This is a genomic window from Erythrobacter sp. MTPC3 (assembly GCF_042854385.1).
GTDB lineage: Bacteria > Pseudomonadota > Alphaproteobacteria > Sphingomonadales > Sphingomonadaceae > Erythrobacter.
In genome coordinates, this window is record NZ_BTGP01000001.1 from 414,746 (window position 1) to 434,078 (window position 19,333).

The window sequence follows — 19,333 nt, forward strand, 5'->3', positions numbered from 1 at the left end:
CGCTGCCTTTTACAATTGAGCGGCGATCCAGCGGTCCACGTAATCCTCCAGCACGCTGAGCGGCACCGATCCGTTCTCCAGCACGGTGTCGTGGAAGGCGCGCAGGTCAAATTCCGCGCCCAGCGCATCCTCGGCACGCTCGCGCAATTCGCGGATCTTCAGCTCGCCGATCTTGTATGCGAGCGCCTGACCCGGCCACGTCATGTACCGATTGACCTCCGCGTCGATATTCGCAGGCGATAGCGCGGTGTTGTCGAGCATGTAATCGACCGCGCGCTGTTTGCTCCACCCCTTGGAATGCAGGCCGGTATCGACGACAAGACGCGTCGCGCGCCACATTTCATAGGACAGCCGCCCCATCTCTTTTGCCGGCGTATCGTATAGACCCATCTCGATCCCGAGCCGCTCTGAATACAGCCCCCACCCCTCGACAAAGGCGGTGAAGAACACGCCGTTGGCCCGCAGCGGGTGAATATCCAGCTCCTGTTGCAGCGCGATCTGGTGGTGGTGCCCCGGCACCGCTTCATGCACACCAAGCGCGGGCAATTCCCAAAGCGGGCGCTGGTCGAGCGCGGTGAGGTTCAGCCAGTAAATCCCCGCCTGCCCCGTTTCCAGCGATCCCGGCTCGTAATACGCGGTGGTGTTACCCGGCGCATTGGCGGCGGGGATCGGCTCAACGGTGTAGGGCTGCCGCGGCAATTTGCCGAACAGCTTTGGCATGAAACCGTCGATCTTTTTTGCCAGCGCCTGCGTATAGCGCAGATATTCCTGCCCGTCGGTCATGTAGTATTGCGGGTCGGTGCGCAGGTGCTCGATAAACGCCTCACGCGTGGCAAAGCCCGCCTCCGCGGCTACCGCCTCCATTTCGGACCGGATGCGCGCAACTTCGCGCAGGCCGAGGTCGTGAATTTCATCGGGCGTCATGTCGGTGGTTGTGAAACTGCGAACGCGGTGCGCGTAATATTCCGCGCCGCCGGGCGTTTCGAGCACGCCGGGCGTGCCGGTGCGGCAATTGGGTCCGTATTCCGCGCGGTAAAAGCTGAGCAATTCTTCGTAAGCGGGCAGCACGCCGCCCTCAATCGCCGCAGCAGCGGAGGTTTTCAAAGCCTCCCATTCCGCCTCGGAAACTGAGCCGGGCCGCTCGCCTGCAAAGGGCCGCCAGAACGGCGATTCGGTATAATTGTCCACCAGTTGCTGACGGATCTTGCCGTCGAAACCCTCCATCGGCTCGCATGGCTGCGTCAGGCCCAGGCGCACCGCTTCACGGCTGCGCGCAATGCCTTGGCCGTTATAGGCCCGGTACGCCTCCAGCCGCGCCACATAACTCTCGTAATCAGCCAGGGTAAAAAACGGCGAGCGGTTGGGCAGCGACGCAAAGCCTGAAAACCACCCGCTGAACGTGTTGAACAGCACATATCTTGTATGCGCGTGCTGCGATGCGTCGATCTGGTCTTCGATGCTGCTCTTCAGCACCTCGTAATCGATCCGTTCTGCCGCTGGCAAAGCGGCCGCATCTATCGCCTCCAGGCGCTGGAGATAGACACGCGCCATCGCAATCTGCCGCTCGTATTCGGCCACCGACAGATCGCCCAGCTGCCCGTCCCCGCGCCGGTCGCCGATGCTGGTTGCAAGCTGGGGGGACGCATCGAGCGCGGCCTGCCACACCTCTTCGCGCAGTTCCTCGTAATCCTCCACCGGACCGGCAAAGGCAGGAGCCAACGGCGCAAGAGCCAAGACGGCCCCCATGGTTAACAGTCGCATAATATTCACTCCTATTTTGCCCGTGAAGGTGTTGTCATTGCCGCGATTGCGGCGTTAATGGATATCGATGTTAGGCAATGACGACAAACGAACGGGCGTGCTTTTTGTATGTCTAGGCAATATCTGCCGCTCCCCGATGGCCGAGGGTGCGTTTCGCAGTGCTGCCGCAAGGGCCGGTCTTGACTGCGTGACCGATTCCGTCGGCACGGCCGCCTATCACCTTGGCGAAGCGCCCGATGACCGCGCGATCGCGACCGCAGCCGCGCACGATGTGGATATTTCGGGGCTGCGCGGACGCCAGTTGGAAGCGGAAGATTTTCGCCGTTTCAATCATATCTTCGCCCTCGATACAGCCAATCTGTTCGCGATCAAAGCAAAGGCTCCTCTGGACGGAATTGCAAAAGTCGCGCTGCTCATGGACCTTGTCAAAGGGCGCGAGGGCACAGCGGTGAAAGACCCGTATTATGGCGACATGAAAGGCTTCGAAACCGCGTGGAAAGACGTGAGTGTCGCGGCTGATGCGTTGGTGAAGATGATTGCGCGAAAAATCCCCGCCGCAAACGACTGACCGCCTAACCGCCGCGCAACAATTGCACGCCCCAATCGCGTTCAAACAGATACAGCAATTGCCGCGCCGCTTCGCCGCGTTCGCTGGTGAGGCCGCCATCGCGGTCCATCAAAAGCCGTGCATCGGCGTGGGCGACGGGCAGCAATTGCTGGACCTGTTCAAGGTTGGCGATGCGGAATGCAGCATCGCCTGATTGGCGCGTGCCGAGCAATTCACCCCCGCCGCGCAGTTCCAGATCCTCTTCCGCGATGCGGAACCCGTCCTGCGTCTCTCGCATCAGGGCGAGCCGTTTCTTGCCCGTTTCGGAAAGCGCGCCTCCGCGCAGCAACACGCAAACTGATTTCTCTGATCCGCGACCGACACGTCCGCGCAGCTGGTGCAATTGGGCAAGACCGAACCGTTCCACCTGCTCAATCACCATCAGCGTGGCGGACGGCACATCGACGCCAACTTCGATAACGGTTGTGGCGACCAGCAATTTCGCCCCACCGCCAGCAAAGCGTTCCATGTTGGCGTCCTTGACGTCGCCGGGCAGTTGGCCGTGAACCATCACGACGTCATCGCCAAACCGCTCTTTCAAATAGGCGTAACGCGCCTCCGCCGCCGCGATGTCATCTGTTTCGTTATCGCGCACCATCGGGCACACCCAATAGGCCTGCTGACCTGTCGCCAGATGGCGCTCAACCCCCGCGACCATATCATCCAGCCGGTCCTGCGAAATGACGCGGGTGTCGATCGCCTGGCGTCCCGGTGGCAATTCGTCGAGGCGGCTCACATCCATTTCGCCATATTGCGCAAGAGTGAGCGAACGCGGGATCGGCGTCGCCGTCATGGCAAGCGTGTGCGGCGCGCGCCTGCCCTTCCCCGCGAGCGCGAGGCGCTGTGCCACGCCGAACCGGTGCTGCTCGTCAATCACCACAAGCCCCAGATCGCGGTAATTGACCGTATCCTGAAAGATCGAATGCGTGCCGACTAGAATGTCTATCGAACCGTCGAGCAATCCCATCAGGATGCCCTCACGCTCTTTACCCTTCGCACGCCCGGTCAGCAGCGCGACTTCGGCCCCGGTGGGCGCGGCCATTTTGCGCAAAGTCTCGTAATGCTGGCGCGCGAGAATTTCTGTTGGCGCAAGCATGGCGGCCTGTTTGCCAGCCTCCACCGCGATCAGCATCGCGGCCAGCGCCACGACCGTTTTACCCGCGCCGACATCGCCCTGTAACAGGCGAAGCATCGGTGCCTCCTGCTGCAAATCACCCTCAATTTCGGCAATCGAGCGTTTTTGCGCGCCGGTCATTTCAAACGGCAAGTCCAGTTTAGCCCGCAGCCGCCCATCACCCGCCAGCGCCTGCCCTTTTCTGCGGCGGCTGTCCGCTTTTACCAGCAGCAGCGCAAGGCTGTTGGCGAGCAATTCGTCATAGGCCAGCCGGTCACGCGCTTCCTTGTGATCATCCTTGTGCGCCAGCCGCAGCGCGTCCTGCCATTTTGGCCAGTTCTGCGCGTCGAATTGCCCCGGTTCGATCCATTCGGGCAGGTCCGGCAATCGGCCAAGGGCCTGCGCGGTGAGCGATGCCATGCGCGGCTGCGTCAACCCTTCGGACAGGGCGTAAACCGGCTCCATCAGCCGCCCCAGATGCGCGTTGCCATCTTCCTCCACATGATCGGGATGTACGATCTGGAGCATGTCGCCATACCGGTCCAGACGTCCTGCCACCCAGCGTTTCTCGCCCACGGGAAGCTGTTTTCGCGCGCTGTATGACGCGCGCCCGAAATATGTGAGCGCGCAGATATTGCCCGCCTCGTCCTGCGCCAAAACGCGGTACGGCCCGCGCCCCGGATTGCGGCTGGCGCGGTGCTCTGTCGGGGTCAGCGCGACGATCACCTGCTCGCCCTCCGCGCCTTCATCCAGATCGGTAATCGCCCGCCGCGTTACGAACCGTTCAGGCAGGTGATAGGCAAAATCCTTCACCCGCGTCAGGCCCAGCTTTTCCAGCGGCTTCATCAGTTTTGGCCCGACCCCGTCTAGGTCGCGGGCTTCGGCAAACAGGGGGTTTAGGGCTTCGGGGCGCATAATTGCCCTCTATACCGCCTTGAACGGGAATGCCGAGTGCCTTACTTGGCGCTGCATGACGGATATGCCCACATTCGAAGCGCGCCTCGCGAGAGCGAAATTCCGCGCATGGCACCGCGGCACGCGTGAGGCCGATTATATGATCGGCGGGTTCTTTGACAGGTATTCGGCAGAATGGGACGTGCCCGCGCTGGAATGGTTCGAAGACGTGCTTGCGGAAGACGACGTGGACATCATGGCATGGGCACTGAAAACCGCGCCAGTGCCTGAGAAATTTCAGGGCGAGCAGATCGCAAAGATGCAGGCGCTCGACTACGTCGATATCCCGCGCTAAGCCGCGCCCGCATTTTGCCTCCACCTTCACGGGTTTGCGGGAACACCCGCCCCTCCCGTCGTTTGACTGAACAGACATGCCCGATTTGAACCGTATTTTGGCGGCGGAGACCCCGCTTACGCTATCGTCACTGCCGCGCGGCGCGATCCCGCTTGTCATGAGCGATCTGGCGCGTGCGGCAAAACAGCGCGCGGTGTTTATCGCGCCGGACGATGCGGCCATGCGCGCAGCGGCAGAGGCCGCGCGGTTCTTTGCGCCTGAGGTTGAGATCATCGAGTTTCCGGCGTGGGACTGCCTGCCCTATGACCGCGCCAGCCCCGCTCTTTCGGTCAGCGCGCAGCGGCTGTCCGCATTGTTCAAATTGCAGCGCCCGGCGGGCGGTTCGCAACTGCTGGTCACAACCGTCAATGCGGTGTTGCAACGCGCGCTCACCCCGTTCCGCATCCGCGAGAGCGTGCGCGAGTTCAAACCCGGCATTACAATCGGTCACGAAAGCCTCGCCAAACTGCTTCAGCGGCAGGGATATACCCGCACCGACACCGTGATCGACCACGGCGAATTTGCCGTGCGGGGGTCGATTGTCGATATTTTCCCGTCTTCGCTGGACGAAGGATTGCGGCTCGATTTCTTTGGCGATGAGCTGGAAAGTCTGCGGCTGTTCGATCCGGCCACGCAGCGTTCGACAGGCGTGATCCAGTCGCACCTCCTGCTCCCCGCGTCAGAGGCGCTGCTGGATGAGGACAGCATCAAACGGTTCCGGTCGCGTTACCGCGAAATGTTCGGCGCCGCCGCGACGCAAGATCCGCTTTACGAGGCGGTAAGCGACGGGCGACGACTTGCCGGGATGGAGCATTGGCTGCCCCTGTTCGAGGATAAGCTGGCGACCCTGTTCGACCATCTGGCTGCCGATGATCTGGTGGTCATCGATCAAGGCGCGCTAGGCGCTGCGGATGAACGGTTGGGCGATATCTCCGACTATCACGACCAGCGTGAGCGGATCGCGGCAGACAAGACCGGCAGTTACCGGCCGCTTGACGCGCAGGCGCTGTATCTTGGCAAGGACGAATTCAGCGCAGCTCTGGAGGCTGCACCGGCCCACCGCGCAAGCGGATTTGCCGCACCGGAAAACACCGGCACGGTCGATTTCGGTTTCAAGGCTGCGCGTGATTTCACGCCGGAACGCGGGCGCAGTGACAACGTCTACGAAGCGGCGGCAAAGCATTTCAAAGCCATCGCCAAATCGGGCCGCAAACCGCTGTTCGCCGCCTATTCCGCTGGCAGCCGGTCGCGCATCGCCTCTATCCTGTCAGAAGCCGGATGCGAAAGCGTAACCGCCGATAGCTGGCAAGAGGCGCTGGGCCTTGCGGCGAAGGGCAAAACCGCCGCGATGGTGCTGCCGCTGGAAACGGGCTTTTCCAGCGACGATCTGGAAATCCTGACCGAGCAGGATGTGCTGGGCGACCGGCTGGTCCGGCGCAAGAAAAAGCGCAAGGATTCCGACGCTTTCCTCGCCGAACTTCAGGCATTGGCAAAGGGCGACCTGGTCGTCCATGTCGAACACGGGATCGGCAAATATCTCGGCCTTGACCCAATCGCGGTTGGCAAAAGCCAGCACGATTGCGTCGCGCTGGAATATCATGGCGGGGACAAGCTGTTTATCCCGGTCGAGAATATCGACGTCCTCAGCCGCTATGGCTCCAGCGAGGAAAGCGTCACGCTGGACCGGCTGGGCGGCGAGGCATGGCAAAAACGCCGCGCCAGACTGAAAGAGCGCATTACCGCCATCGCAGGCGAGCTGATGAAAGTCGCCGCCGAACGCGCGCTGAAAAAAGCGCCGGTTTTCGAAGCGGAAGAGGCCAGTTTCAACCAGTTCGTCGACCGCTTCCCATGGGAGGAAACCGACGATCAGGACGCGGCAATCGCCGATGTCTTGCGCGATCTGGAAAGCGGCAAGCCGATGGACCGGCTCGTCTGCGGCGATGTTGGCTTTGGCAAGACAGAGGTTGCCCTGCGCGCCGCGTTCGTCGCCGCGATGAGCGGTCAGCAGGTCGCCGTGGTCGCGCCCACCACCCTGCTCGCCCGTCAGCATTACCAGAATTTTGTCGACCGCTTTGCCGGCTTCCCGCTGAAAATCGGGCGGCTATCCCGCCTTGTCTCTTCCAAGGAAACGACCGAGACACGCGAAGGTCTGGCGAGCGGCGATATCGACATCGTCGTGGGCACTCATGCAATCCTGTCGAAATCGACCAGTTTCGGCAATCTGGGCCTTGTCATCGTCGATGAAGAGCAGCGTTTCGGCGTGACGCACAAGGAAAAGCTGAAGCAGCTGCGCAGCGACGTGCACATGCTCACGCTGACCGCGACGCCAATCCCGCGCACGCTGCAAATGGCGATGACAGGCCTGCGCGAACTCTCCACGATCCAGACCCCTCCGGTAGACCGCCTTGCAGTGCGCACTTACGTCATGGAGTGGGACGATATGGTGATGCGTGAGGCGTTGCTGCGCGAACACCACCGCGGCGGGCAAAGCTTTATCGTCGTCCCGCGCATTTCCGACATGGCGACGGTCGAGGAATGGCTGCACGAAAATGTGCCCGAGGTGAAACCGATCTCCGCCCACGGCCAGATGGGCGCAGGCGAGATCGAAGAGCGCATGAGTGCGTTTTACGAAGGCAAATACGAAGTCCTGCTATCCACCACCATCGTGGAAAGCGGCCTCGACCTGCCCAGCGCAAACACCATCATCATCCACCGCGCCGACCGGTTTGGCCTCGCGCAATTGTACCAGCTGCGCGGGCGCGTGGGACGCGCGAAACTGCGCGCCTACGCCTATCTCACTTACGAAAAAGACGTGCAGCTTTCAGAGGTTGCGCAAAAGCGCCTGAAGGTGCTGAGCGATCTCGACAGCCTTGGCGCGGGTTTCCAGCTGGCCAGCCACGATCTCGACATTCGCGGCGCGGGCAATCTGCTGGGCGATGAGCAATCGGGCCATATCCGCGAGGTTGGCTTCGAGCTTTACCAGTCCATGCTGGAAGACGCGATCCTCGCTGCGAAGGCGGGCGAAATGGGTCTGGAGGCGGCCAAGGACAAGGTTTCGCCGCAGATCACCGTCGATGCGCCGATCATGATCCCGGAAGAATACGTGCCGGACCTCGCCGTGCGCATGGCGCTGTATCGCCGCCTGAACCAGGCGCAGGACAAGGCCGAGATCGAAGGGCTGGCCGCAGAAATGATCGACCGTTTCGGCGACCTGCCGCAGCCGACCAAGAACCTTATCCGCTTGATCGAGATCAAGCATCAGGCGATCGAGGCCAATATCGCCAAAATCGACGTCGGCGCTCGCGGGACGCTGGTGACATTCCACAATGACGATTTCCCCGATGGTCCGGGCCTGATTGGCTATGTCGACCGCCTCAACCAAAACCGCGAAGACACCGCCAAACTGCGCCCCGATATGAAGCTGGTAATAAGCCGAGCATGGGGCGACCCGCAAAGCCGCCTGAACGGCCTGTTCCAACTGACCAAGGGGCTAAGCGGCATCGTGAAAAAAGCGCGCAAACAGGCGGCGTAGGCTGTCAGTTTTTCGTGCTTGGTTCGTTAGAGCCGACTGCCGGTTTGCGGACCTTCGTGCCTGAGCTCCATCCAATTTGATTTGATCACCTGAGCCACAAAACAATTGTTACCTCCCGGGTTTTGATTGAGCGCCGAAGGCGCGATTGTTCAATCCCAGTTCTACCCCAATGGCGGGCACGCAGGCGGATGGTACCCAATCATCAAGGGAATTGGTGATTGGAGAAGAATACGATGACGGCTGCGGCGCATGCCGAGTTGAGAAGGCCGAGTTGAGAAGGCCGAGCAAAGTTGACTTTGCGGGCATCCTCTAGTCATCTCACCAGCCATTGGGGGGTATTAATGAAAATCACACACACGTTCTTCGCCGCCGGGCTGCTCTGTAGCCAGGCGTCAGTTTACGCCAACACCGAAGAGGCGACGCTTGGCGACAGCGTAGATGCGATCTTTGCCGATCTGGTGCTGGAAGACGCGCCGGGTGCGGGCGTGATTGTGGCTGAGGGCGGGGAGCCGCTGCACGAGTTGTATTATGGCGAGGCCGATCTGGTCCATGGAGTTCCGATTGGACCCGACACCGTCTTTCACGCCGCGTCCGTGTCCAAGCAATTCACCGCCTACGCGATCAATCGGTTGGCGCTCGACGGCAAGATCGACCTCGACGCGACGTTCCAAACCTATCTGCCCGATGTTCCCGATTACGGTGCGCCGATCACCGTGCGCCAATTGATCCACCACACCAGCGGCTTGCGCTCGAGCTATGTGGTCGCCTCTCTCGCGGGCCAGCCAAGGGATCTTCCCATGACCATGGCCCGCGCCAAGCGCTGGCCTGAATCGCTGCGCGACCTTAACTACGCGCCGGGGACAGAAACCTCTTACACCAACCTCGCCTATGGCTATCTGGCTGAAATCGTTGAGGCGGCGGCGGGCCAGAGCATGCCGGATTGGTTACAGGCCAACGTGTTCACGCCGCTGGATATGCGCTCAACCCTCGTGCTTAATGATTACAACCGCGTCGTGCAGGGCCGCGCTACAAGCTTTCGCAAGACCGAGGATGGCTGGGAGCACAGCCACTATCTCAACAACGTTGCCGGTGGGACCAACGTCAACACCACGCCGCGCGATCTGGCGAAATGGGGCGCGCATCTTGTCAGCCTGAAGCAGAGCGATCCCGAAATGTGGTCCGCCATGACCACTCCCGGCACGCTGAACGATGGCAGCCCGGCTCTGCTCAATGGAAAACTGCCATACGCGGCCGGGTTGATCCATTCGAAAATCGCGGACGTTCCCGTCCTTGGGCATGGCGGGGCCAACGCACAGTTTCGCGCCAACATGAAGTTCGAACCGGAAAGCGGGCTGTTCGTCGCGATCCTGTCCAACACATCCGAAGGCGCCCCCCACGCAAAGATTGACGCGGTGATGCGCGCCGCCCTCGTGTCCAAGGGGCTGGCCGAAGCTGATCCCGCGAAAGAAGCGGACGAGGCGCAAGAGAAAGAAGAGAAAACCAAGATTGCCTTTGACATGGACACGGTCGCACCGGCGATGGGCGCCTTCACCATCGCGAGAGCGGCGCTTCCAGAGGGCATTGCCCATCCGCAGGGTCAGAACCTTCCAACGGACGCGACCATTCTGCTGCGGGCCGGTGAGGAAGGCGTTGAGGGGCGCGTCGACAGCAGCGTCTGGGTGCCTCTTGGTGCCGTTGCCCCGACGATCGCCAAAGCGGGTGAGGCGACCATCGATCTTTCCGGCGCGCAGCCCATATTGCAATTCAACGGCGAAAGCACCGCCTTAGCGCGCGGCGGGTGTTCAGCAGCACGCTCGGCGCAGCTTGTCGGTCGCTATAAGAACCCGGCGTGGCCGGTGGTGATCGAAGTCACCTATGCAGACCAGATGCTGCTGATGACCTATGGCGAAGACGAAACGCGCGGCCTCACCTGCGCATCCGAGAGCCAATTGGTCACTACGATCAACGACAGAACCGATTTTGCCGGCAGCAAGCAGTTCGAAACTGTTGGCGATGGCACGCCAAGCGCACTCGACGTGAGCCTGGGCCTGCGCGTACGACGCGTACGGTTTGATCGGATCAATTAGGTCGTCGTGCTTTCTGGGCGCTGTTAGGATCCCACAACGGACGTCCGCTTCCACCCCCAATTTCGGACATAGTTCGTCCGTGCGACGCGACCAATCACAGCGCGCTCCCCGCCCAGTCAATTATCGACGCCGAAGCGCGCCTGATCAGCCGTGACCGCGGCCTCGTGCTGTTCTTGCCAGCGCCAGCACTTCTTCGCTTTTCATTGGCTGCGCGCGCAGGAAGCCTTGCCAGTATTGGCACCCTTCGGAGATGATCGCGGCGCGCTGGATTTCACTCTCGATCCCCTCTGCGTAGACGTCGAGGTCCAGCGCATTCGCGAGCGCGATGATGGCGCGCAGCACGGCCAGCGACTTGCCATCGGCAGGCACGCCCTCAACCATAATCTTATCGAGCTTGATCGCGTCCAGTGGCAATTCGCGCAGGTAATGGAAATTGCAAAACCCCGCGCCGAAATCGTCAAGCGCCGTGCGGAATCCCAGCGCGCGCAATGCGCCCAGCGCCTCGCTTGCCTGAGCCAGATTGCGCAGCAGCAGATCCTCGGTAATTTCCAGCATCAAACGGCCCGGCGCAATCGCGCCCGTCCCGATCAACGCCGCAAAATCGGCTGCAAAGCGCGGATCGCCCAGCTCTTCCGGCGTGATGTTGAGCGACAGGCTCAATTCCTCTGGCCAGCGCGCGGCCTCTTCCAATGCGCGCGCGACCACGTGGCGCGATAAAGGCGACACCATCGAAGCGCGTTCCGCAATGGCAAACAGATCGCGCGCGCCGATCTCTCCCAAGGTTGGATGCTGCCATCGGGCCAGCGCCTCCGCCCCGGCAACCGCGCCCGTCCCGCCTGCAAATTGCGGCTGAAAAAGCACTTCTATCTCGGCCCGGTCCAGCGCGCGCATCAGATCATCTTCGAGCACGCCAATCTTCACGCCCGGAAAGATGGCGCGCTGCGGCTCTCTAAGCGATTGACCGATGGAGGGGTTTGCTGTGTCCACGTGTCTTGCTGACATTCCCGCACCTTAGGCGCGCAATCCTGAAAAAGCTTATCCCATTTGCAATCCGCCCAGATTTGGAACATCTAGGCGCCAGACGGATTGCCACTTGGCCGTCTGAGCCGACACAGGCATCGGATCAAGTCAGGGCAGATACCCACGATGCGGGAGGGGACCGGACCGGTTCGAATATTATGGCGACGAATGTCCCCCGCAATCCCTTTGCGCGCATGGCGCTGGTCGCCTCCGACACATCCCGCGCGCAGGAAGCGTATGAGGCGCTGCTGGGCCAGCAGGATTGGGCACCGCTGGAAGAGGCCGATGTGGCCGTGGTTCTGGGCGGTGACGGGTTCATGCTGCAAACGCTGCACGCAATGCTGGATGCGGGCCGGATCATCCCCGCTTACGGAATGAACCTTGGGACGGTCGGGTTTTTGATGAACCGGTATGATCGCCGCGCCGTCATCGCCAATCGTCTGGCCAAGGCCAATCGCAAAAGCATCACGCCTTTGCGCATGACAGCGGTCCTGCAAAACGGCGAAAAACAGACATTGTGCGCGATCAACGAGGTTTCGCTGCTGCGCGAAACCCGCCAAACCGCTAAGATAGAAGTGACCGTGGGCAGCCGCGTGCGGATCAAGGAGCTGACCGGTGACGGCGTGCTGGTGGCAACGCCGGCTGGCTCCACCGCCTATAACCTCTCCGCCAATGGCCCGATCCTGCCGCTCGACAGCGAAATGCTGGCGCTAACGCCGATCAGCCCGTTCCGGCCAAGGCGCTGGCGCGGCGCGATCCTGCCGGACCGGATGCCGATCAAGCTGCGCGTATTGGACCCGGACAAACGCCCCGTCGCCGCCGTCGCCGACCAGAAGGAACTGCGCGATATTGCCGAGGTGACGGTCGAAAAGGCGCAGGACACAGCGCTGGAATTGCTGTTCGATCCCGGCCAGTCATTAGAAGAGCGCATTGTGGCTGAACAATTCGTCGTCGATTGAGAAATTGCCCGAAACGCGGCAAAACCCTCTTGCAATGAATTGAGCGCCCCCATATAGGCGCTGCTCGCATCCGGGAAACATCCGGTTGCTGCTCCCCGATAGCTCAGCGGTAGAGTAGGTGACTGTTAATCACTTGGTCGTTGGTTCGAATCCAACTCGGGGAGCCATTTTACCTCATCATGAAAATGGCACCGGGCATTCGGCGCATCACCGATTGGTGTGAGCCTGAATTTTCTCTAATGACGCGCGATATTGCGCGATTAGAACATCCCTCTCATGCCGCGCGTCATGCTTCCACCGCCGTCGCCCATCCTTCCGCCACTGCCCCCGGTGAGGTTGCGAACAGAACCATATTCAATGAGTTTCGGAGCCGAATAGGCTTTGATGGCCGGGCGATCAGACGCCGCAGCCTTTTGATAATCAACCATTTCCTCGATCTTTTCTTTTTATATCTTCGCATTACGCCGAGCGAATCGGCGGGGAAAAATATAGTTGACGTCGCGTCATCGGATCAAGGGTCATCAAAATGGCCAGAGCAACCTGGCGCCTACCACCAAAACCAGCGCCGCAGTCAGCCATCTGATCCAGCGTTTGGGCAGGACGCGCACCGCCATCAGGCTGCCGATCTGCCCTCCAATCGCAACTGCGATCAGCAGCGGCAGTGCGGCGCCGATTGCGCCTGCGAACGCGCCCGGACCTTGCTTTAGCAATTGCCCGATTAGTCCGAACGCGGAATTGACGAGGATGAACAGGCTTGCCGTCGCGGCAATGGCCTTGGCATCGCGCCAGCGGGTCAAATGGAGCAGCGGGGCAAGGAATATGCCGCCGCCTATACCGACCAGTCCCGCCAGATAGCCCAGCGGCGCGGCCAGCACCGGCACATATCGGGCAAGCCGCATGGGCTGCCCCGCCCGCCCCTCTCTCACGGGAAGCAGCATCGTCGCCGCAGTCAGCACCAGGCTAATACCCAGCAGCATCATGAAACTGCTTTGCCCGATGGGGGTCAGGCCGCCAATTAGCGCGGCTGGCGCTGCCAGTGCGGTCATCGCCAATGCGCCGCGCCACGGGATCAACCCTGCGCGGGCAAAACGGATCGTGCCGCCCGCAACCACCACGATATTGCACGCAAGCGCGACCATCGGCAGCAGCCGGAAATCGAGGCCCGATAGCGCAAGCAGCGCGGCATAGGTCGACCCGCCGCCAAACCCCACGCTCGCGTAAAGCAGCGCGGTCAGCAGGAATGCAAGCGCGAGCAGCGCCGGAACCGCTCCGATCATCGCTGCTCGCCTCTATCGCCGTCCAGCGCGATTAAGCGGACTGTTTCGCGCTCGCTGCACCGTGGCAATGTTTGTATTTGTTGCCGCTACCGCACGGACACGGCGCATTGCGGCTCACATCAAGGTTGGCATACGGATCATCCGTGTTTGCCCCACCCGGCCCCGATGCCGCGCGCGTCGATCCGGCGAGCGAGCCGAACAGTTCCGGACGCCGCGACGAACCATCGCCATCATCGGAATTGTCGAGCCCTGTCAGCGGATCGATGTGTCCGGTCAGGAAATCGGGAAGATCGGGGAGCGCCTCAGGCTCTGGCTGGGCGATGCGCAGTTCGGATTTGAACAGCAGCTTCGTCACTTCCTCGCGCAAGGTTTCGAGCATGGTTTCAAACAGACCAAACGCTTCCTGCTTGTATTCATTGATCGGCTGTTTCTGCGCAATGCCGCGCATCCAGATCACCTGACGCAGCGCGTCGAGCGTGGCGAGGTGTTCTTTCCAGTGAAAATCGAGCTGTCGCAGCAGCACGTCCTTTTCGACCATGCGCCAGATGGTCGGATCGTTTTTGCCGATCTTTTCTTCCATCATTTTGTCGGTCTGTTCGCGCAGACGCTCCTCGATCATTTCCGGTTCGACCTGATCTTCCTGCAGCCAATCTTCGAATGGCGGGTTGAGGTTGAACACTTCCTCAATCTTGGTCTTCAGCTCCTCGACATCCCATTGTTCCGGATATGAGCCGGGAGGGCACGCCGTGCCGACGATCGAATTGATCGTGTCATGGCGCATATCGACGACGACATCGTCGACCGTCTCACTGTCCATGATCTCCTCGCGCTGTTCATAGATGACCTTGCGCTGGTCGTTCATCACGTCGTCGTACTGGACCACCTGTTTACGCGTGTCGTAATTGCGGGCCTCGACCTTTTTCTGGGCGGTTTCGATAGCTTTGGACAGCCATTTGGAACCGATGGCCTCGCCGTCTTCGAGGTTGGAATTCATCATCTTGGAAAACAGCGTATCGGGGCCGAAAATACGCAGCAGATCGTCTTCGAGGCATAGGTAAAAACGCGATAGGCCAGGGTCGCCCTGACGGCCCGAACGGCCGCGCAGCTGGTTGTCGATCCGGCGGGATTCGTGCCGCTCCGTGCCGAGGACAAACAACCCCCCTGCATCCAGCACCTGCTGCCGCTCTACAGCCACTTCCTCGCGGATTTTTGCGACTGCCGCTTCCTTTGCCGGGCCGTCTTCCATCTCGCCAAGTTCTTCCTCGATGCGGAATTCGACATTCCCGCCCAGCTGGATGTCGGTGCCGCGGCCCGCCATGTTGGTGGCAATGGTCACTGCGCCCATGCGGCCAGCCTGCGCCACGATATACGCCTCGCGTTCGTGTTGGCGTGCGTTGAGGATCTCGTGCTTCACGCCTTCCTTGTCGAGGAACTGGCTGAGCAATTCGGATTTCTCGATCGAGACCGTGCCGACCAGAACCGGCTGGCCGATCTCGTTCTTTTCCTTGATCGCCTTTGCGATGGCCTGGAATTTATCGAGCGTGTTCTTGTAAAATTCGTCTTCCTCGTCGATCCGCGCGACGGCCAGATTGGTCGGGATTTCGACCACACCGACCTTGTAAATATCCCAGAATTCCGCCGCTTCGGTCGCGGCTGTGCCGGTCATGCCGGACAGTTTGGGATACATACGAAAATAGTTCTGGAACGTGATCGAGGCCATGGTCTGGTTTTCCGGCTCGATCTTTACGCCTTCTTTCGCCTCCACAGCCTGATGCAGGCCGTTGGACCAGCGGCGACCGTCCATCATGCGGCCAGTGAACTCATCAATGATGACCACCTTGTCATCCTTGACGATGTAGTGATCGTCGCGGCGGAACATGTGCACCGCTTTCAGCGCCTGATCGAGGTGGTGGACGACCTGCGTGTTTTCGACGTCGTAAAGGTTCTCTGTTTCCAGCAGGCCTTTCTCGATCAGCAGCTTTTCAACTTCGTCCAGGCCATCTTCGTTCAGCTGGATGTTCTTGGATTTCTCGTCCTTTTCGTACCACTCCTCCGGGATCTCCTTGGCGACCTCGTCCAGCTTTACGTAAAGGTCGGACTTGTCCTCGGTCGGGCCGGAGATGATCAGCGGGGTGCGCGCTTCGTCGATCAGGATCGAATCCACCTCATCGACAATCGCAAAGTTGAACGGACGCTGCGCCATCTGGCTGCGCTCGTGTTTCATATTGTCGCGCAGGTAATCAAAGCCGAACTCGTTGTTCGTGCCGTATGTGATGTCCGCGTTGTAGGCATCACGCTTTGAATATTCGTCCATGTTCGGAATGATCGTGCCGGTCGTCAGGCCCAGCCATGTGTAAAGCTGCCCCATCCATTCGGCATCGCGCGTGGCGAGGTAATCATTGACGGTCACGACGTGCACGCCCTTACCCTCAATGGCGTTGAGATAGACCGCCAGCGTCGCCATCAGGGTCTTACCCTCACCCGTGCGCATTTCCGCGATTTCGCCCCGGTGCAGCACGATGCCGCCGATCAGCTGCACGTCGAAATGGCGCATCCCGAACACGCGCGTGGACGCCTCGCGCACGGTCGCAAACGCTTCTGGCAGGATATCATCGAGCGTGCTGCCATTATCTAGCAGGCCGCGGAACTTGTCCGTCTGCGCACGCAGATCATCATCGGACAGCGCCTGCATCTGGGGTTCAAGCTCGTTGATCTGATTGACAGTCTTGCCGAGTGATTTGACGTAACGGTCATTCGAGGAGCCGAAGACCGATTTCATAAGTGCGTCGAACATGGGTTTTGTATGCCTTGGATTGGGGGCGGCCCGCATGCGGGGCCGGAAAATCTGGTAAAATGTATGGGTGGCCCGCGCCCGTCATGCAGGCGCGTTGCAAAATTGGTGTGCGCTGGACGCTATTCGTAAGCGCGCTCGATCCCCATCAGCACCGGCAACCGCAGAGCGTGCGGGGTGGGCGATGGCGGATCGATATCGGCCTCATCTGCGGCGATTGAGCCGGATGTCTGACCGAATTCTGCCTGAACGTGTTCGCTCGCAGCAATGGCATCGGCGCTGGCCGAAACGCTGGCATTGCACGGCGATGCGGCAGAGGAATACGACGCGGCAGCCGGCCCGCTAAGCGCGACAAGGCCTGAAAGCATGGCCAGAAAGGCAAAAAGCTTACGCGTCATTGCTCGCATAGATAGGCTTTCAAAGGTAAATAGTCCACTCGCATTGGCGGATTTACTGTTGGCGGACGCTCGCCTAAGCGCGTCTGCCATGGAACTTGCCACATCGCCTCTCGCCCGGCCCTTTCCCGATATGCCCGCGATCAGCGGCGTGGAGCTGCGCGTCGCGCGCGCGCAGTACAAAGATTGGGACCGCGCCGACCTCACCTTTGTAACGCTGGACGAAGGGACGAGCGTGGCCGGTGTCTTCACTCAAAGCGCCTGCGCATCGAGCGAGGTTGAAATGGGCCGCGATCAGGTGAAATCGGGCGCCGCGCGCGCATTGATCGTGAACGCGGGCAATTCCAATGCTTTCACCGGATATCGCGGGCGCGAAGCGGTCGAGGCGATCATGCAGCAGGTCAGCGCGGCAATCGGCTGCACGCCGGACCAAGTGTTCGTCTCCTCGACCGGAGTGATCGGCGTTCCCCTTCCCCAGGATAAAGCGCGCGCCGGGATCGACGCTGCGCTGACCGCCGCGCCATGCGGGTGGGAGGATGCAGCACTGGCGATATCCACCACGGATACATTTGCAAAAGGCGCGCATGCTTCTGCCATTATCGGTGACACACGGGTCGAACTGTGCGGCATTATCAAAGGGTCCGGCATGATCGCGCCCGACATGGCCACCATGCTCGGCTATGTCTTCACTGATGCAGGCGTCGCACCTGCATTCCTGCAAGAGGCACTGGAGCGGGCCAGTGCGCGCACTTACAGCTGCATCACAGTGGACGGCGACACCTCGACCAGCGACACTGTGCTGGCATTTGCAACCGGCAAAGCGGGCAATGCTCGGATTGAAAGCTGGGACAGTCCCGGCGCAGACGCATTTGCCGCCGCGCTGGAGGATGTTTGCCGAGAGCTTGCGCAACTGGTCGTGCGCGACGGCGAAGGCGCGAGCAAATTCATCACCGTGCGCGTATCGGGCGCGGTCAGCGATGACAGCGCGCGCGCCGTCGGCCTAGCCATTGCCAACTCACCGCTCGTCAAAACTGCCATCGCCGGGGAGGACGCAAACTGGGGCCGCGTCGTCATGGCTGTTGGCAAGGCAGGCGAACCGGCTGACCGTGACCGCCTTTCCATCGCATTTGGCGGAGTATGGGCAGCGCGCGGCGGAATGCCAGTTGATGACTATGACGAAGCGCCTGTTGCACAGCATCTGAAAGGCGAGGAAATCGACCTCACCGTGGACCTTGGCATGGGCCATGGCCGGGCGGCTGTGTGGACCTGCGACCTCACGCACGGATACATTTCGATCAACGCGGATTATCGTAGCTGACATGACTGCACTCGACGAAGAAATCCGCGACCTGATGCGCTTTGCCGCGCAGCGTTCCATGATGCCGCGGTTCCGCGCGCTGGCCGACAGCGATATCGAGATGAAGGGCGAGGATGATCCTGTCACCATCGTCGACCGCGAAGTGGAAGGTTTCCTGACAGAGGCGCTGACCAAACTCGCGCCCGGCGTGGCTGTAGTGGGCGAAGAAGCGGTGCATGCGGACGAAAGCGTGCTCGATCACCTGTCAGGGCAATGCTGGATCATTGACCCGCTGGATGGCACCGCAAACTTTACTGAGGGCAAGGAGCCGTTCGGCATCATCATCGCGCTGGCTGATGCGGGTAAAGCGGTCGCCGGTTGGATTTACGATCCGCACAAGGACCGGTTTTGCCATGCGAAGGCCGGCGAAGGCGCTTTCGTGGACGCAGAGAAAATTAGCGCGGCGACCACGGGCAGCAACCCGCCCGTCGCCGCAATCAGCCGGATGTTCCTGACCGAGGAACAGCGCGCGCAGGTCGATGAAAAAATCGCCCCGCATTATTCGCTGGTCGATATTCCGCGCTGCGCCGCTGAACAATATCCGCGCCTCGCGCTAGGCGAAAACGATGTGTCGAGTTTTAAACGCACACTCGCGTGGGATCATGCCGCAGGCGTGTTGTGGCTGAACGAAGCGGGCGGCAAAGCGGCGCGGCTGGATGGCAGCGAATACCGCGTGGACCAGCACGGCGAGCCGGGATTGGTCGGCGCATCCAGCCCTGCAATCTGGGACGAATTTGTCGGGCGCGTTCTCGCCCAGACATAAAAAAGGGCGCCGCTACGGACGCCCTTTCTTGAATGCTTTGGCCGAAATCAGATTTCGCTTTCGATCCAGTCTTTCAGCTGGCTTTTCGGAGCAGCGCCAACCTTGCGCGCAACCGCTTCGCCGTTTTTGAACAGCACCATCAGCGGGATCGACTGGACGCCCATTTCCGCCGGAATGCCGGTGTTTTCCATGATGTCCATCTTAGCAATAGTCACCTTCTCGCCCAGCTCATTGCTGATTTCTTCGAGCGCGGGGGCGATCATCTTGCACGGGCCGCACCATTCGGCCCAGAAATCGACAAGTACGGGCTTGTCGCTTTCAAGAACGTCGGCTTTGAAGCTTTCGTCGGTGACATTGACGGTGGACATTCGGATTCTCCTGT

15 protein-coding genes and 1 tRNA gene are annotated in these 19,333 nt (G+C 60.8%); 8 read left to right on the forward strand and 8 right to left on the reverse strand.

Annotated features, from left to right (window positions below):
- Positions 1–9: 9 nt before the first annotated feature.
- Complete coding sequence (locus tag ACGHU1_RS02035; protein ID WP_390582896.1) at positions 10–1,761, reverse strand: DUF885 domain-containing protein; 1,752 nt, start codon at positions 1,759–1,761, stop codon at positions 10–12.
- 67 nt (positions 1,762–1,828) lie between these two features.
- On the opposite strand from ACGHU1_RS02035, the gene ACGHU1_RS02040 reads away from it, so the two are divergent.
- Entirely contained in the window at positions 1,829–2,329 is a 501-nt protein-coding gene (locus tag ACGHU1_RS02040) for a low molecular weight protein-tyrosine-phosphatase (protein WP_390582898.1), read from the forward strand.
- A 4-nt stretch (positions 2,330–2,333) separates the two neighbouring features.
- On the opposite strand, the gene recG is transcribed toward ACGHU1_RS02040, so the two are convergent.
- The gene (gene recG / locus ACGHU1_RS02045) at positions 2,334–4,397 is read right to left on the reverse strand and encodes an ATP-dependent DNA helicase RecG (RefSeq protein ID WP_390582900.1); all 2,064 of its coding nucleotides are present in this window, start codon (positions 4,395–4,397) and stop codon (positions 2,334–2,336) included.
- A gap of 55 nt (positions 4,398–4,452) precedes the next feature.
- Here recG and ACGHU1_RS02050 point away from each other — a divergent pair, with 55 nt between their 5' ends.
- The 3 genes from ACGHU1_RS02050 to ACGHU1_RS02060 all read left to right on the forward strand — a co-directional run bounded on the left by ACGHU1_RS02050 (position 4,453) and on the right by ACGHU1_RS02060 (position 10,389).
- Positions 4,453–4,731, forward strand: coding sequence for a succinate dehydrogenase assembly factor 2 (locus ACGHU1_RS02050; RefSeq protein WP_390582902.1), 279 nt, complete (start codon positions 4,453–4,455; stop codon positions 4,729–4,731).
- A gap of 76 nt (positions 4,732–4,807) precedes the next feature.
- Complete coding sequence (gene mfd / locus ACGHU1_RS02055) at positions 4,808–8,302, forward strand: transcription-repair coupling factor (protein ID WP_390582904.1); 3,495 nt, start codon at positions 4,808–4,810, stop codon at positions 8,300–8,302.
- A gap of 341 nt (positions 8,303–8,643) precedes the next feature.
- Complete coding sequence (locus ACGHU1_RS02060) at positions 8,644–10,389, forward strand: serine hydrolase domain-containing protein (RefSeq protein ID WP_390582906.1); 1,746 nt, start codon at positions 8,644–8,646, stop codon at positions 10,387–10,389.
- Positions 10,390–10,533: 144 nt separating this feature from the next.
- Here the strand turns inward: ACGHU1_RS02060 and ACGHU1_RS02065 are convergent, their stop codons facing one another.
- A complete protein-coding gene (locus tag ACGHU1_RS02065; RefSeq protein ID WP_390582908.1) occupies positions 10,534–11,391 on the reverse strand; it encodes an EAL domain-containing protein in 858 nt (285 codons plus the stop codon).
- Between the two features lie 176 nt (positions 11,392–11,567).
- Here ACGHU1_RS02065 and ACGHU1_RS02070 point away from each other — a divergent pair, with 176 nt between their 5' ends.
- Entirely contained in the window at positions 11,568–12,368 is an 801-nt protein-coding gene (locus ACGHU1_RS02070) for an NAD kinase (protein WP_390582910.1), read from the forward strand.
- Positions 12,369–12,460: 92 nt separating this feature from the next.
- Positions 12,461–12,535: transfer RNA gene (locus tag ACGHU1_RS02075), tRNA-Asn, on the forward strand.
- 93 nt (positions 12,536–12,628) lie between these two features.
- Here the strand turns inward: ACGHU1_RS02075 and ACGHU1_RS02080 are convergent.
- From ACGHU1_RS02080 to ACGHU1_RS02095, 4 genes are all read right to left on the reverse strand, one after another.
- The gene (locus tag ACGHU1_RS02080; RefSeq protein WP_390582912.1) at positions 12,629–12,796 is read right to left on the reverse strand and encodes a lasso RiPP family leader peptide-containing protein; all 168 of its coding nucleotides are present in this window, start codon (positions 12,794–12,796) and stop codon (positions 12,629–12,631) included.
- Positions 12,797–12,889: 93 nt separating this feature from the next.
- On the reverse strand, positions 12,890–13,645 hold the full coding sequence (locus ACGHU1_RS02085) for a sulfite exporter TauE/SafE family protein (RefSeq protein WP_390582913.1): 756 nt from the start codon (positions 13,643–13,645) through the stop codon (positions 12,890–12,892).
- A 31-nt stretch (positions 13,646–13,676) separates the two neighbouring features.
- The gene (secA, locus tag ACGHU1_RS02090; RefSeq protein ID WP_390582914.1) at positions 13,677–16,439 is read right to left on the reverse strand and encodes a preprotein translocase subunit SecA; all 2,763 of its coding nucleotides are present in this window, start codon (positions 16,437–16,439) and stop codon (positions 13,677–13,679) included.
- A gap of 119 nt (positions 16,440–16,558) precedes the next feature.
- A complete protein-coding gene (locus ACGHU1_RS02095) occupies positions 16,559–16,834 on the reverse strand; it encodes a hypothetical protein (RefSeq protein ID WP_390582916.1) in 276 nt (91 codons plus the stop codon).
- An 88-nt stretch (positions 16,835–16,922) separates the two neighbouring features.
- Between ACGHU1_RS02095 and argJ the strand changes: the two genes are divergently transcribed.
- Positions 16,923–18,149 carry a bifunctional glutamate N-acetyltransferase/amino-acid acetyltransferase ArgJ gene (gene argJ, locus ACGHU1_RS02100; RefSeq protein WP_390582918.1) on the forward strand — a complete coding sequence of 409 codons (1,227 nt, stop codon included), beginning with the start codon at positions 16,923–16,925 and terminating at the stop codon, positions 18,147–18,149.
- Between the two features lies 1 nt (position 18,150).
- The gene (locus tag ACGHU1_RS02105) at positions 18,151–18,951 is read left to right on the forward strand and encodes an inositol monophosphatase family protein (RefSeq protein WP_390582920.1); all 801 of its coding nucleotides are present in this window, start codon (positions 18,151–18,153) and stop codon (positions 18,949–18,951) included.
- A gap of 47 nt (positions 18,952–18,998) precedes the next feature.
- Here the strand turns inward: ACGHU1_RS02105 and trxA are convergent, their stop codons facing one another.
- Positions 18,999–19,319: a thioredoxin gene (gene trxA / locus ACGHU1_RS02110; RefSeq protein ID WP_218317901.1), complete on the reverse strand. Its 321-nt coding sequence runs from the start codon at positions 19,317–19,319 to the stop codon at positions 18,999–19,001.
- Positions 19,320–19,333 lie beyond the last annotated feature (14 nt).

What these genes read in the sequence shown, in the direction of transcription:
- ACGHU1_RS02035 (WP_390582896.1), bottom strand. Translation starts at nt 1,761, where the DNA reads ATGCGACTGTTAACCATGGGGGCCGTCTTGGCTCTTGCGCCGTTGGCT.
- ACGHU1_RS02040 (WP_390582898.1), top strand. Translation starts at nt 1,829, where the DNA reads ATGTTAGGCAATGACGACAAACGAACGGGCGTGCTTTTTGTATGTCTA.
- recG (WP_390582900.1), bottom strand. Translation starts at nt 4,397, where the DNA reads ATGCGCCCCGAAGCCCTAAACCCCCTGTTTGCCGAAGCCCGCGACCTA.
- ACGHU1_RS02050 (WP_390582902.1), top strand. Translation starts at nt 4,453, where the DNA reads ATGACGGATATGCCCACATTCGAAGCGCGCCTCGCGAGAGCGAAATTC.
- mfd (WP_390582904.1), top strand. Translation starts at nt 4,808, where the DNA reads ATGCCCGATTTGAACCGTATTTTGGCGGCGGAGACCCCGCTTACGCTA.
- ACGHU1_RS02060 (WP_390582906.1), top strand. Translation starts at nt 8,644, where the DNA reads ATGAAAATCACACACACGTTCTTCGCCGCCGGGCTGCTCTGTAGCCAG.
- ACGHU1_RS02065 (WP_390582908.1), bottom strand. Translation starts at nt 11,391, where the DNA reads ATGTCAGCAAGACACGTGGACACAGCAAACCCCTCCATCGGTCAATCG.
- ACGHU1_RS02070 (WP_390582910.1), top strand. Translation starts at nt 11,568, where the DNA reads ATGGCGACGAATGTCCCCCGCAATCCCTTTGCGCGCATGGCGCTGGTC.
- ACGHU1_RS02080 (WP_390582912.1), bottom strand. Translation starts at nt 12,796, where the DNA reads ATGGTTGATTATCAAAAGGCTGCGGCGTCTGATCGCCCGGCCATCAAA.
- ACGHU1_RS02085 (WP_390582913.1), bottom strand. Translation starts at nt 13,645, where the DNA reads ATGATCGGAGCGGTTCCGGCGCTGCTCGCGCTTGCATTCCTGCTGACC.
- secA (WP_390582914.1), bottom strand. Translation starts at nt 16,439, where the DNA reads ATGTTCGACGCACTTATGAAATCGGTCTTCGGCTCCTCGAATGACCGT.
- ACGHU1_RS02095 (WP_390582916.1), bottom strand. Translation starts at nt 16,834, where the DNA reads ATGACGCGTAAGCTTTTTGCCTTTCTGGCCATGCTTTCAGGCCTTGTC.
- argJ (WP_390582918.1), top strand. Translation starts at nt 16,923, where the DNA reads ATGGAACTTGCCACATCGCCTCTCGCCCGGCCCTTTCCCGATATGCCC.
- ACGHU1_RS02105 (WP_390582920.1), top strand. Translation starts at nt 18,151, where the DNA reads ATGACTGCACTCGACGAAGAAATCCGCGACCTGATGCGCTTTGCCGCG.
- trxA (WP_218317901.1), bottom strand. Translation starts at nt 19,319, where the DNA reads ATGTCCACCGTCAATGTCACCGACGAAAGCTTCAAAGCCGACGTTCTT.